Genomic DNA, 14,224 nt, shown 5'->3' with positions numbered 1-14,224 from the left:
AATTAAAATCACTATAAAACTTAACATAGATTAAGAAATTCATTTTTTCGGGCGTAATTCTATCGTGTATGTGTAACTTGAAGTTAATTTTGGGTATAATCTTTCCGATTCTAATATACTAATCACTGCAAAGCTGTACCTTTGCAATTATGTCTACAGCAGGATTAATTTCACAAGATACGATCGTGGCATTAGCCACTTCTTCTGGTTCGAATGGGGCAATTGCCGTGATACGTGTTTCGGGATCTCAAGCAATAAGCATTACTAATTCTATATTCAAAGGTAAAAATTTAACCCAACAGGCTTCTCATACCATTCATTTTGGAACTATTCGAGAAGGTGACGATATTATTGACGAGGTATTGGTTTCACTTTTTGTAGGTCCTAATTCGTATACCAAAGAAAATTCAGTGGAGATTTCCACCCACAATTCAAAGTATATTATAGAACGAGTGATTAATCTGTTGATAAAAAAGGGGGCGCGTGCAGCAAAGGCGGGGGAGTTTACATTGCGTGCGTTCTTAAACGGTGGCTTAGATCTTTCCCAAGCCGAGGCGGTAGCTGATTTGATTGCGTCTAACTCTGCGGCTTCGCATCAAATCGCTATGCAACAGATGCGTGGCGGTTTTTCCAGTCAATTGAAAAAACTTCGTGAAGATTTGGTGCATTTTGCATCTTTAATAGAATTGGAGTTAGATTTTTCTGAAGAGGATGTTGAATTTGCAAATCGGGATCAATTAAAAAATCTAATTCTGCATATTTATGCGGTTATCAATAAGCTCGTGTCTTCATTTGAACAAGGTAATGTTTTGAAAAACGGTGTTCCTGTTGTTATTGCAGGTAAACCGAATGTTGGTAAATCCACTTTATTGAATGCCTTATTAAACGAGGAGCGTGCAATTGTATCTGACATTGCTGGTACGACACGTGATACAATCGAAGATGAAATTAATATCCATGGTGTTACTTTTCGTTTCATTGACACCGCAGGCATCCGGGAAACGTTAGATATTATTGAAGCGAAAGGAGTGGAGCGGACTCGTGAAAAGATGAAGCAGGCACGTTTGATCATTTATTTGTTCGATCCTATGCAGGATCATATTACCGATGTTGAGACACAGATCGAAGAAGTTAAATCCCTGGGGATTCCATTTGTCACGATCTTTAATAAAGCTGATCTGTTGAGTGCATCTCAGAAAGCCGAATTTGATGTTTTGAACCCATTATTTATTTCAGCTAAAGAGCAGCAGGGCATAGAAACATTGAAGGATGAATTACTCAATCAAGTTAATTTGTCGAATGTGAATACAGACGACGTGATGGTAACGAACATCCGACATGTAGAAGCCTTGAAAAAAACACAGCAATCATTAAAAAAAGTGCTGTATGGAATTGATAATCCCGTGACTTCAGACTTTCTGTCTATGGATATACGTCAAGCACTATACCACCTCGGAGAGATAACCGGAACCGTTACTACAGATGATTTACTCGATAATATTTTCTCCAAGTTTTGTATCGGAAAGTAATTACATTTCCTTTACTACTCTAAACCATTCTTTTACTATCATTTAGGCTGTTTTTCTTTCCTTTACTTGTTGCTAATTTTCCCTTTTTTTGCTTATATTTGTTTCTAATCTGTTACTGACAACAACAGGTTTGTTGGTAGCAACAAGATTTTTAGCAACAGGCGAAATCATGTTACATAGAGATACACCCCGATACAAAGGGATATTCTCTGAGACATTTTTAAGCCAAAAAGGAAAACACCATGAGCAGCAGTATAGAAGTTCCAAAGATTTGTCAGGACTGCGGAAAGTCTTTCATCGCAAAGACAACCGTAACCAAATTTTGCAGCCACAAGTGCGCCTCCCGAAACTATAAGAAGCGTAAGCGAGAAGAAAAGGTTGAGGAGGTTGCCCCTGTCGTGGTACAGAGAATTGAATACAATCAGGAACAGTTGAAGGACAAAGATTTTCTCAGTGTAGAGGAAACCTGCAAGCTCTTAGGTGCAAGCCGCATGACAATCTATCGGAAGATAAAAGCCGGAAACATCCGAGCGGCAAAGATTGGCAGTCGCACAATCATCAAGAGAACCGAAATCGATAAACTGTTTCAGATATGAAGGTAACACTAAGACAACGCAATCAGGGCGGACAGACCAGCTTATACCTCGACTATTACCACAAAGGAAAGCGGAAAACCGAGTACCTAAAATTGTACCTCAACCCCAATGCGAAAAACAAGGAGGAAAAAGAGGTCAATAAGAAAACCCAACAACTTGCAGAAACCATCCGGGCGCAAAGACAAATCGAAATCCAAAACGGTGTTTATGGCTTTCGTGATCAGGAGAAGCAAAAAGGCAGCTTCCTTTCCTACATTGAATTGCTTGCACAGCAAAGGGATGACAGCCCCGGCAATCATGGCAACTGGACCAGCATGATTAAGCACCTGAAAGCCTTTTGCACCTATGATTTATCTTTCACCGAAGTAGACAGGCAGTTTGTTCAGGACTTCAAACAGTACCTTGACAAGAAGGCAATAGCCCACGGAAACCAGAAACTATCCCAAAATTCCAAGTACTCCTATTTCAACAAGCTTAGGGCAGCACTAAAACAGGCCGTGAAAGATGGCATCATTCCAACCAATCCTTCTGAAGGTGTTGAAGCTTTCAAACAAGGAGAACCGGAAAGAGAGTTTTTGACACTGGATGAACTGCAAGCAGCAGTAAAGGCAGAATGCGAAATTCCCATCCTAAAAACGGCATTCATTTTTTCATGCCTTACAGGGCTTCGCTGGTCAGATATAAATAAGCTCCTTTGGTCGGAGGTGCAGCACTCAAATGAAATGGGCTACTACATCCGATTCAGACAAAAGAAAACCAAAGGAGCCGAAACCCTTCCTATTTCAGAACAAGCCTTCGGCTTGCTCGGAGAACGTGAGGAAAGGGAAGAAAGAGTTTTCAAAGGATTGAAGTATTCTGCATGGCACAATCTGAAATTGCAACAATGGATGATGAAAGCCGGAATCTCCAAGACAATCACTTTCCATTGCGCCCGTCATACCTACGCCACATTACAGCTTACTATGGGAACCGACATTTACACGGTTTCAAAACTCTTAGGCCATAGGGAGCTGAAAACCACCCAAGTCTATGCAAAAATCATAGACGACAAGAAGAAAGAGGCAGCCAGTAAAATCAAACTTGACTTATGAGCAATCAAACCAAAATACTTGACGACATTCTCTACCAGGGGCTTCGCCCTTGGTCAGAGAAAAACAGCGTGGACGAAAAGTTTGCTCCAAAGTTCCGTGCCCTGAAAGAAGCCTCCACTGATTATCAATTCCGGTATGAAATCAAATTTGAAAGGCCATTTGACAACAAAACCAAGTACTACTCAAAGCTGATTCTAAACACCCTCAAAACGGACGTTGAAAGGCTCTACAACCTCATCAGTGAAGATGATACTGAAAACCTCATCCGCTATTGGCTGGATGATACTTTGAACAAGCGTTTAAAGACCCGTTTAAAAGACATTGGAAAGTTGATTAAAGAGAAGGAATTTGATTTGACATTCATAGATCCCAAGAAAGCTTCCATTGAGTTTGACCAGGCACACAAAGCCAACACCTATATTATCCAGTTGCTAAAGCTTGCATACATGCAGCTTTATCTCGAAATCCAAGATGCTTTCAGCACTTGGATTGATGATAAGTTGGTGATAGAGGATTTTTACACCCAGCTACTATTCGAACCAATACCGCAGAAACCTTTATTGACCGAGATTCAAATCATTGAGGTTGAAGTAACGGAGAAACCAGTTAAAAAACCGGAACCCAAACAAAAGGACATTCCATTCAATTCATTTACCTACAAGCAACTCAATACCGCTCAGGAAAAGATTTCCGATTTGTGCAGCAGCTTAAAGTTCAACAACCTGATAAGCCAAGACACAACCGTTCCAAATTTCAAGCGAGTATTTTCAAATGCTGAAATCAAAAACCCTGTAGTCTGGACGGGAACCATCAGCGAACTATTCTACTTCATCAAACTAATTCACAACGACCTGCAATTGGTTGAGAACTTGAAGCAGAAGCAATGGGAAGTTACTTGCCTATGTTTCGTTGATGAAACTGGGAAACCCTTTGAAAGAGCAAAATTCAGGTCGCAGAAGAAACCGAAACTAACAGCCCATAAAATTGAAAAGTCCGTTTCCAACCTGAAATAAGGTGCTCTGCACTTTACACCTTCTATCTTTTTTCTGTTTTTGTTTAGCCCTCTTTTGCTCAAAAAGGGGGCTTTTATTTTTCATGCCCAACTCTGCACTCTGCACTCTGCACTGCACCTTGCTTTCTGCACTCATAACGCCCTGTTAGCCATTCTAATTTAGCCCCGTATTCGACAATCGAATATGACATTTGGCCAGATGTCCATTTCCTAATTCATAATTGATTAAGTCATGGACGAAATAATTGAACGTCTTGAAAATCTCCAACGCCTAATTGAGAGCCAGGGGATTTACACAAAGGAAGTTTTAAACTTCAATGAAGCTTGCCAGTATCTGGAGCTTTCCCAATCTCACTTGTACAAGTTGACAAGTGCAGGGAGCATTCCGCACTACAAGCCCAATGGAAAGAAGCTCTATTTCAAAAGAAGCGAGTTGGAAAGCTGGTTGCTACGCAACCGCAATTCCACTCAGGAAGAAATAGACCAAAGGGCAGCGGATTACCTAATCAAAAAAGGGAGGGTGAAGCTATGAACGAGATAATGGATATGATCTTGACGCTAACTCAAGACATTAAAACAGTCAAAGCCTACCTCCTCAACTTCCATAAATCACGCATGGAGCAATTCAGCGAAGAATGGATTGATGGACAGGTACTCATGCAAACGCTTCACATCAGCAAAAGAACCCTCCAATCCCTTCGGGATAGTGGGGTTCTTCCCTATAGCCGAATTAATGGCAAATTCTACTACAAGGTTTCTGATATAGAAGCCTTGCTGGAATCCAATTACTCACCTTCAAAATCAAAGCACTATGGAGGTAAGTAGAAAAGCCATTCTCGGCAAAACGCACTACGGCTTGAATATCTACGCCTATGTGCTGCGACAGTACTATCCGGGTGAAACAGTCCTTTCCCTTTCGGGAAGGGACTGCAAACCTGCGAAGAACCCATTCAATGCGGACAAGCCTACATTGTTGGTAAAGGTTGTTGACGGTTGTGCTACGCACACCGATTCAGAAGAAGCCATTGCACAAGGCAATGTCTTTGATTTTGCAGCACTGCATTTCAGCCTCGAAGGGCAAACCCTTCTCGACAAGCTGAATGAAGACCTGCATTTGCGTATCGGTAAGCAACAAGGTTTTTACGCTCAGGCAGAATCACAACCTGCGGTTGCTCTTTCTGAAATAGTCAAACCGGCTGCGCCAGTTTTCAGCTATTTCAATAAACCTGTCACCAACGTAACACCAAGTCGGCAAGCCTCCTTGATTGAGGTTTACAACCTTATCAAAAGCAATGAATTTGCTTCGTGTACAAGTACACTCCGCAACATTCCCGACCCGAAGGAAGCCAGAAAGTACAAGGCTCAAAATTTCGATTATGTGACCTTCTCAGGCACTTTCTCTAAGAGAAATGATGTAAACCTTCAAAGACATTCAGGTTTGCTCACAATCGATTTTGACCACATTCAGGACATTCCTACACTCAAGACGGCACTACTCAACGACCATTACTTTGAAACGGAGCTACTGTTTGTATCTCCTTCAGGTGATGGCCTCAAATGGGTAATACCAATCGACTTGACGCAAGCAAAACACCAGGACTATTTCAAAGCAGTGGCAAACTACGTTTCCCACACTTACCAACTCGAAGTAGACCAATCCGGAAAGGACATTTCAAGAGCCTGTTTCCTTCCGCATGATTCAGAAATATTCATCAATCCTAAATACTTGTAGGACATGGAAAGAAAAACATTCAATCCGCAGGATTGGCTTAATCAGCCAACCCCGCAACCGAAAGTTACAGAGCAACAAACTTTCAATACAGATTCTCAAATAGACGAAATAGAACGCATCATTCAGAGCATTGAGGCCAATAGAACAGATATTACCTCCACGTATAGCGATTGGGTAAATATTGGCTTCGTCTTCTCAGATGAGTTTGGAGAAAATGGCCGCACCCTATTTCATAGGGTGAGCCAGTTTTACCCTGCCTATTCCGCCCCGGAGTGCGACAAGCAGTTTGACAATTGCTTGAAATCAAAAGGTCATGGAGTTTCACTAAAGACCTTCTTCTACCTCGCCAAAGATGCAGGAATTGACATCGCCCCTCCACGGACAGAAAAACAGGACCAGCGACCTTTCAAAAGCGAAAAACTGAACGGTAGTCAATCTGAATACCACCAGCCTGAAAATCATGTACCGGAAGAAATGCCAACCTTTCCAGATTCCTTGTTTCCTGAACTTCCTGAATTTCTGCAAAAGGTTGTGGCGGTTGCCACTTCCAATGAGGAAAGAGATATTCTTCTCCTCGGTTCCCTCGGTGCTATCAGCGCATGTTTGCCCAAAGTATCGGGCATCTATGATGGCAAACGAGTATACCCCAATCTGTTCCTATTCATTACAGCCCAGGCATCCGCAGGTAAAGGCCGCTTGGTGCATTGTCGTCAGTTGGTCAACCCCATTCACAAAGAATTGAGGGAACAAGCCAAACTCCACAAACAGCATTATGAATTGGAAATGGTAGAATACAACTCGAAAAAGGGAAAGGAAGAAGGTGTCGAGAAACCAGCCAAACCACCTGAAAAAATGCTGTTCATTCCAGCCAACAACAGTTCAACGGGAGCTTATCAACTTTTGGGTGACAGTGATGGCAGAGGACTAATTTTCGAGACCGAAGGTGATACATTAGCACATGCCTTCAAGAGCGATTACGGAAATTACAGTGATGGCTTTAGAAAAGCCTTTCACCATGAAACCATTTCCTACTATCGCAGAACCGACCGTGAGTTTGTGGACATAGAAAGCCCTTGCCTTTCTACCGTTCTTTCAGGAACGCCAAAACAAGTTTCGGCTTTGATACCCAACGCTGAAAACGGCTTATTCAGCCGTTTCATCTTCTATTTCATGAACGTTCGCCCTGTATGGAAAAATGTCTTTGCAAGCCAAACGGATAACGGATTAGACGATTACTTTGAAGCCCTGGGCAATGAGTTCTATGAACTCTACAAAGTCATCATGCAGGATGAACCTCGCCAGTTTCACCTTACAGCAGACCAACAGGAGCAATTCAACCAGTTTTTCGGACAGATACAGGAAAAGTACATGAACCTTCAGGGCTTGGACTACATGGCTACTATCAGGCGTTTGGGTTTGATTGCTTACCGTATCTCCATGATATTTTCCGCTTTGCGGATCATGGAAACAGGCGACACTTCCAAAAAGCTGATTTGTGAGGAAAGGGATTTTCAAGCTTCGCTTTCAGTGGTCAAAGTACTGGTGAAGCATTCAAGCAAAGTGTTTGGAGAACTTCCACAAGAAGAGCCTAAGCCGTCTCGAATGAATAAGAAAGAGAAGTTTCTGTATGCCTTGCCACACACCTTCAATCGACAGAAGTATCTCGAAGTAGCAAAGGCCATGAGCATTCCGGCAAAGACAGCCGAAGGATACATTGCCAACTTTGTGAAATCAAGGCTTATTCACCGTGAGGCACACGACCAGTACATCAACACCTCACTTGAGGAATCTCAGGATTCTAAGGAAACTAAGGACGAATAATCCTTAGTTTCCTCTATTTCCTCAAAATCCTGAAACCAGTTTGCCACTACTTTTTGCATTTACTATCGTTTTCTTTTCTTATATTAGCCAAATATTGACAAGTCATAAATTAACAGGCCATGCACTTTGGTGAAAGGATAAGAGAGCTTAGAGAAAGCCAAGGATTGCTTCAACGACAGTTAGCGGCAAACCTTGAAATTGATACACCCATGTTCAGTAAAATTGAGCGTGGTGAACGGAAAGCCAAACGAGATCAGGTTTTGAAAATTGCAGGACTACTCAAAACAAATGAACAAGAGTTGCTGGCCTTGTGGTTGGCTGACCAAATAAAGGAGCTTGTAACCGATGAGGATCAGGCATTGCAAGCCTTAAAAATTGCTGAACAAGATATAAACCAAGCAAACACCAAATAAGAATGAACCAAGTACAACATAATGCTATCGTTAATTTCATCTGGAGTATTGCTGATGATGTCTTACGTGATGTCTATACACGTGGAAAATACAGAGATATAATCTTGCCCTTTACCGTGCTTCGCAGGTTAGATGCCATTTTGGAACCTTCCAAAGATAAAGTCTTGGAAATGCATCAAAAACTGAACGAAATGAAGATTGATAACCAATCTGCTCAACTTCGTAAAACCTCTGGTTATGTTTTTTACAATACTTCGAAGTACACCTTCAAAAGGTTGTTAAACGAACCGGGCAATATTCGTCAAAACTTAGAAACATACCTGGATGGCTTTAGTAGCAATGTGCAGGACATCATCAGCAAGTTCAAGTTAAGAAACCAATTGGAGACCTTGGAAGAAGGCAACATTACCTTTCCACTGATTGAAAAATTTTGCTCAAGCACTATTAACCTAAGCCCAATGCCTGTCACAGATAAAGACGGCAATGTAGTCATGGAAGGCTTGACCAATTTAGGGATGGGCTATGTGTTTGAAGAACTGATACGCAAGTTTAACGAAGAGAATAACGAAGAAGCCGGAGAACACTTTACCCCAAGGGAAATCATTCGCTTAATGACCCACCTTATTTTTGAACCGCTCAAAGGAAAGATTAAGGACGGTACGTATTTGATTTACGACCCTGCTTGTGGTAGTGGTGGCATGCTTACCGAAGCGGAACACTTCGCCAAGAAACTCAACCCCAAAGCTACTTTCCACTTGTACGGTCAGGAAGTAAACCCAGAGACCTATGCCATCTGTAAAGCAGATATGCTGATAAAAGATGAAGACCCAGAGAAGATTGCTTTTGGCTCTACATTGAGTAAAGATGGTTTTCCAAACCTGCAATTTGATTTCATGATTAGTAACCCACCTTATGGGAAAACATGGAAAGTAGATGCAGATGCCATACTTGATAAAAAAGACATCATAGATCCTCGCTTTACAGTAGGTGTCCCCCGAGTAAATGACGGGCAATTGCTGTTCGTAATGAACATTGTCTCCAAGCTGAAAACCAATAGTGATTTGGGCAGTAGAGCAGCCACCATCCATAATGGTTCAGCATTGTTCACTGGTGATGCAGGTCAAGGAGAAACAGAAATACGCAAGTACCTTTTTGAGAATGATTTGCTGGAAGCGGTAATTGCGCTACCAAATGATTTGTTTTACAACACGGGCATTCCCACGTACATTTTTATCCTGAACAACAAGAAGGAAGGAAAGCGAAAGGGAAAACTACAACTCATCAATGTTACCTCGGAGCAGTTTTACAGCAAAATGCGCAAGCCTTTGGGCAAAAAACGTGTGGAGTTTAGCAAAGACCATATCCGTAAGATTTCAGACCTGTTTTTGAACTTTGAGAACACCGACCACAGCATCATTCTTGACAATGAAGACCTTGGCTACAGCCAGATAACCGTACACCGCCCGCAGCGTGATGAAGAAGGCAATATCATCAAGGATGCCAAAGGCAAACCCAAAAGCGATAATGCCCTTAAAGACAAAGAAAACATTCCTTTGAAGGACGACATAGATGCCTTTTTTGCTAAAGAGGTTACCCCTTTTGTGCCGGATGCCTGGTATAAAAAGAGCGAAACCAAAATTGGCTATGAAATAAACTTTGCCAAGTACTTCTACCAGCACAAAGCACCAAGGAGCTTAGAGGAAATATCTGCCGATATTTTCAAGATTGAAGAAGAGACAGAGCATCTATTAAAAGAAATAATTGAAGCGTAAATGATGGTTCAAGACAGAAATACTACCAAATGGATATCCACTGTTCCTGAGCATTGGAAAACTTTGCGTATCAAAAATCTCTTTGCTGAGATAGATGAAAGAAGCGAAACAGGCGAAGAAGAATTGCTTTCTGTTTCTCATTATACCGGAGTAACCAAAAAGAGAGACAGCCTTGAAAACGAGGATGATTTCATTAGCAATGCTAAAACACTGGTGGGCTACAAAAAAGTAGCCGAGAATGATTTGGTAAGCAACATCATGTTGGCTTGGAATGGCAGTTTGGGCATTTCAAAATACGATGGTATTACAAGCCCTGCATATTGCGTGTATCGCATCAAGGGAGAAAACAACCCGCATTACTACGGCTATTTGTTTTCTACAGCTATCATGAAGGCTGAATTTAGAAAAAAATCCTTCGGTATCATAGATAGCCGATTACGCTTGTACTCCGATAAGTTTTTCAGTATTCCAGTGGCCGTTCCTCCAAAGGATGAACAAGACCAAATCGTATTTTACATAAAAGCCCAATCCAAAAAAATTAAACACTTCATCCAGAAAAAGCAAGCTTTTATTGAGTTGCTAAAAGAGCAAAGGCAGGCGGTTTCCTTTGATCGGATTCATCAGGATGGAATTGAAAAAGGTTATCCACAGAGAAGGATAAAATCTTTTGCTCAAATTCTGAGAGGGAAATTTTCCCATAGACCAAGAAATGATCAAAGGTTATACGATGGTGATTTTCCATTTATTCAAACTGGAGATGTATCTCAAGCCAATAAGTATATCGAGTCATACAAACAAACACTTAATGAATGGGGATATTCGGTAAGCAAAGAATTTCCTAAGGGAACCTTGTGTTTAACAATTGCAGCCAATGTTGGAGATGTTGCAATATTAAATTTTAACGCCTGTTTTCCTGACAGTATCATTGGAATTGTTCCCAATTCAGAGGTTGATTTGGATTATTTATACTACGCATTGAAATCATTTAAGGCCAAGTTCATTTCCGAATCAACCCTCACTACTCAATACAACATAAACATAGAGAAAGTAGGCCCGATAAAAATACCTCTTCCGACCTTGGATGAGCAATTGAGTATTGTTTCAAGAATAAAAACCGAAACCGCCAAAATTGACCAAGCAATTTCGAAAACAGAGAAAGAAATAGAACTCATCAAAGAGTACCGGGAAGCCATGATAGTTAAAGCAGTATTGGGGAAACTAGATTTAAAGGTTCACACTAAAAAAGAAATGGAACATGCCAAGTAAACGGATAACCAGACATATAGACCGTCTAATACTTGATCCTAATAACTATAGGTTCAAAGACAGACCAGAGTACAGACCTGTAGAACTGGAGAATGTTGCAGACCCTCGTGTACAACAGAGGACGCTAAATTTTATACTTGGCAAAAACAACAGTAATGTAAAGGACCTGATAAGCAGCTTCACTACCAATGGCTTTTTAGATATTGACCAAATACAAGTGACAGAAGTTGGTGAAAATTTCTTGGTACTAGAGGGAAACAGACGAATTGCAACCCTAAAGTTTCTATATGACGAATTTAAAAAAGGGAATGATGTCGGTCGTCTTTCAGAATCAGACTTTAAAAGTGTAAATCTTGTATCGATAGAAGACGAAGAGCCAATTCAGCATTTAATCTCAATGGGGCTTCACCACATTAGTGGTAAAAAGAGATGGAATGCCGTAAACGAATCTCAATTAGTTAGTGACCTCATCAGTAACCATAACAAAACAGAACAGGAGGTTTGTGATGCTCTTGGTATATCTACAGTAAAACTGCGTAGAGGTTTAAGAACACTTAGCCTCATCCAACAATACAAGCAGAGTGACTATGGTGATCAATTTGAATCGCCCATGTACACCATTTTTGAGACAGTTATTTCTACACCTGAAATGCGAAGCTGGATTGAATGGAGCAATGAAGATATGACCGCTCATAATGCAGTAAACCTAGAAAGACTGTTTAGCTGGATATCTCAAAGCGAAGATATTGAAATTGATGAAGATGGTAATGAACGTATCTCAACCAAAGAGGCCATTATCAGCCAATACAGACAAATAAAGGAGATTGCAAAGTTTATTAACGACCCAAGAGCAATAGAACTTATGGAAGAAAGCCGCAGCATAGCTGAGGCTTATTCCTACAGTGATGTAATTGGCGAGAATAGACTAAGAAATGCTTTAGATACCCTTCGCAAAGAGGTACAAGTCGCTTTCAATTTTAGTGAGCATTTAACAGAACCTGATTATGGAGAAATACAGCGTCTAAAAGATAAGTTAGACCGATTGATTCCTTCAAGTAAAGCAATTGTCGCTATCAACGATAAACGATTGGCAAGCTACTTTACTTCCGTTGAAAATCACTTCAGTGAAATATTCGTCCACAGTTACAGAAAGCTCCGTAAAATAAGAGTTAAGAACCTGTCTAAGGTCAACATATTTGTAGGTGGCAATAATTTAGGAAAGACATCCATACTGGAATGCTTTTACCTATTGAGCCAATTGAATGACATCAATGCGTTTCTGGACTTAGAAAAATACAGAGGTAAGTTCTATTCTGATTTTCATTCAAAGTGGATTCATAAAAACTTTCTTTCAGATATTGAATTAGAAGGCTCATTTAATGGAGCTGAAACCAGTATGTTCCTTTCAAAAAAAGAAACCGAGGAAAATATAGAAAAGTCTGGATACCTATCTACCATAGAATCAGAAGGCAAAGTAAACGACCTTACTTTAGAGAGTTCCATTCATCTATACACCAATAAAGCCCCAGAGCTTCATTTCACAAAGTCTCAGGTATTGTGTCCAGCCACTTTTACAAGTCCTTTCAGATACAACACTGAATTGCTCAAAAAAGCCCACGCCAATGCGGTAAAAGAAAAATACTTTGACCAGGTGATAGAGTTCATACAAGTCAATTTAGACGCTAGCATTGAAAAGATTGAGATGATTAGTGATGAGGGTGAAAGCAGATTTATGGTTTCTTCCTCTCGCATTAATGAGGTAGTGGACATTACCAAATATGGAGAAGGCTTACAAAGGGTTTTCGAGATAGCCTTGTTAATGGTTTACAGCAAGGATGGGGTGATATGCATTGATGAGGTGGACAGTGCCATTCACAAGTCCTTATTGATAGAGTTTACCAAGTTCATCCAGCAAACAGCAGAGCAATTCAATGTTCAGGTTTTTCTTTCTACCCACAGCAAAGAATGTATTGATGCCTTTGTAAAGAATGATTACCACAATGATTTCATAAGAGCCTATGCCCTTTCGGAAGTAGATGGCGAAATAGCTTGCAAGTACATTGAAGGAGGCCGATTAGAAAAATTGATTGATTCAATAAATTTTGATATAAGATAATGGCTCAGAATTTATTGTACATACTTACAGAGGGGTCTCATGACGCTGCGTTTGTTTATCGGATATTGAAAACGAACGGGTTTACCACAAATAATGAGTTAATCAAGAATTACCCTCAACCGTTGAATGACTTTCTCTCAAGAGACATTTTGAATGTCAGTATTCCCGAAGTAAAAATTCAGGAAGCTCGTTCAAGGTTTCTGCCAGCCTATGTGATGAATAGAGGCAACAATCTTATTCTTATCTATTCAATTGGTGGTGAAAGTAGAGCTGATATTAGAATTTCATTGATAAAGGCACTAAACGCCCTTAATGAACCCGACCCGGATGCAATACAAGCCATACCGGACACATCAATATCAGTGCTATACTTTTTTGATGCCGATAACTTAGGTACTGAGGCAAGAATGAATCAGGTGATAGAAGAATGTAAGCTGGCATTTCCAAAAGTTGCCTTTGAGGAAGAATATGACCCTGCTGAATTTCATCTGTTTGAGGATATACAGGTAGGTGCATACATATTTAGAAAGCCTGATGCTGATGAAGGAATGTTGGAAGACGTTCTGTTGCCTTTAATGAGAGATGGCAATGATGATATTTTTCAAGCTGCGGAAGGCTTTTTGGCTGTTAATCATACCTGCACACTGTTTAGTGCTTCTTTAAAACTGGACGCTACAGGTCAAATCTTAAAAGTCAATGGCGAAAAGTACAGTCATAAAAAATCCTTAGTAGGCACTGTAGGTCAATTGAGAAAAAGTGGAAAATCCAATACTGTTTGCATTAGTGATGCCGAATACATTACGGATGCGAAGATCAATGCAAACGGTACTTGTATGGAAATTATAAGTAGAATAAACAAAGTATTGATTTAAGGAA

Annotated in this window: 13 protein-coding genes; all 13 read left to right on the top strand. The window is 40.6% G+C overall.

Features of this window, described 5'->3' with window-relative positions; all coding sequences use genetic code 11:
• The first annotated feature begins 149 nt into the window (after nucleotides 1-149).
• The 13 genes from mnmE to E4F24_RS08935 all read left to right on the top strand — a co-directional run bounded on the left by mnmE (nucleotide 150) and on the right by E4F24_RS08935 (nucleotide 14,220).
• Nucleotides 150-1,529 carry a tRNA uridine-5-carboxymethylaminomethyl(34) synthesis GTPase MnmE gene (mnmE, locus tag E4F24_RS08995; protein WP_140938361.1) on the top strand — a complete coding sequence of 460 codons (1,380 nt, stop codon included), beginning with the start codon at nucleotides 150-152 and terminating at the stop codon, nucleotides 1,527-1,529.
• A 242-nt stretch (nucleotides 1,530-1,771) separates the two neighbouring features.
• Nucleotides 1,772-2,125 carry a helix-turn-helix domain-containing protein gene (locus tag E4F24_RS08990; RefSeq protein WP_140938360.1) on the top strand — a complete coding sequence of 118 codons (354 nt, stop codon included), beginning with the start codon at nucleotides 1,772-1,774 and terminating at the stop codon, nucleotides 2,123-2,125.
• Nucleotides 2,122-3,216, top strand: coding sequence for a site-specific integrase (locus tag E4F24_RS08985; RefSeq protein ID WP_140938359.1), 1,095 nt, complete (start codon nucleotides 2,122-2,124; stop codon nucleotides 3,214-3,216). Before E4F24_RS08990 ends, E4F24_RS08985 begins: the two co-directional genes overlap by 4 nt.
• Nucleotides 3,213-4,229, top strand: a complete 1,017-nt coding sequence (locus tag E4F24_RS08980) for a DUF6617 family protein (RefSeq protein ID WP_140938358.1) — start codon at nucleotides 3,213-3,215, stop codon at nucleotides 4,227-4,229. The genes E4F24_RS08985 and E4F24_RS08980 overlap by 4 nt, the downstream gene beginning before the upstream one ends.
• 231 nt (nucleotides 4,230-4,460) lie before the next feature.
• Nucleotides 4,461-4,760 (top strand): helix-turn-helix domain-containing protein, encoded by a 300-nt coding sequence (locus E4F24_RS08975; protein ID WP_073093951.1) that lies wholly within the window; start codon nucleotides 4,461-4,463, stop codon nucleotides 4,758-4,760.
• Nucleotides 4,757-5,053, top strand: a complete 297-nt coding sequence (locus tag E4F24_RS08970; protein ID WP_140938357.1) for a helix-turn-helix domain-containing protein — start codon at nucleotides 4,757-4,759, stop codon at nucleotides 5,051-5,053. The genes E4F24_RS08975 and E4F24_RS08970 overlap by 4 nt, the downstream gene beginning before the upstream one ends.
• The gene (locus tag E4F24_RS13955; RefSeq protein ID WP_140938356.1) at nucleotides 5,040-5,960 is read left to right on the top strand and encodes a BT4734/BF3469 family protein; all 921 of its coding nucleotides are present in this window, start codon (nucleotides 5,040-5,042) and stop codon (nucleotides 5,958-5,960) included. The genes E4F24_RS08970 and E4F24_RS13955 overlap by 14 nt, the downstream gene beginning before the upstream one ends.
• A gap of 3 nt (nucleotides 5,961-5,963) precedes the next feature.
• A complete protein-coding gene (locus tag E4F24_RS08960; RefSeq protein ID WP_140938355.1) occupies nucleotides 5,964-7,781 on the top strand; it encodes a DUF3987 domain-containing protein in 1,818 nt (605 codons plus the stop codon).
• A 119-nt stretch (nucleotides 7,782-7,900) separates the two neighbouring features.
• The gene (locus E4F24_RS08955; RefSeq protein ID WP_140938354.1) at nucleotides 7,901-8,194 is read left to right on the top strand and encodes a helix-turn-helix domain-containing protein; all 294 of its coding nucleotides are present in this window, start codon (nucleotides 7,901-7,903) and stop codon (nucleotides 8,192-8,194) included.
• 2 nt (nucleotides 8,195-8,196) lie between these two features.
• Nucleotides 8,197-9,966 carry a type I restriction-modification system subunit M gene (locus tag E4F24_RS08950; protein ID WP_140938353.1) on the top strand — a complete coding sequence of 590 codons (1,770 nt, stop codon included), beginning with the start codon at nucleotides 8,197-8,199 and terminating at the stop codon, nucleotides 9,964-9,966.
• Complete coding sequence (locus E4F24_RS08945) at nucleotides 9,967-11,232, top strand: restriction endonuclease subunit S (protein WP_140938352.1); 1,266 nt, start codon at nucleotides 9,967-9,969, stop codon at nucleotides 11,230-11,232.
• The gene (locus E4F24_RS08940) at nucleotides 11,222-13,348 is read left to right on the top strand and encodes an AAA family ATPase (RefSeq protein ID WP_140938351.1); all 2,127 of its coding nucleotides are present in this window, start codon (nucleotides 11,222-11,224) and stop codon (nucleotides 13,346-13,348) included. The genes E4F24_RS08945 and E4F24_RS08940 overlap by 11 nt, the downstream gene beginning before the upstream one ends.
• Entirely contained in the window at nucleotides 13,348-14,220 is an 873-nt protein-coding gene (locus E4F24_RS08935) for a DUF3226 domain-containing protein (RefSeq protein WP_140938350.1), read from the top strand. Before E4F24_RS08940 ends, E4F24_RS08935 begins: the two co-directional genes overlap by 1 nt.
• Nucleotides 14,221-14,224 lie beyond the last annotated feature (4 nt).

Origin of the sequence: Sphingobacterium lumbrici, from assembly GCF_006476045.1 — a bacterium.
GTDB classification, from domain to species: domain Bacteria; phylum Bacteroidota; class Bacteroidia; order Sphingobacteriales; family Sphingobacteriaceae; genus Sphingobacterium; species Sphingobacterium lumbrici.
The sequence above is the reverse complement of the archived record's forward strand: the minus strand, read 5'-3'. Positions and strand labels throughout refer to the sequence as shown.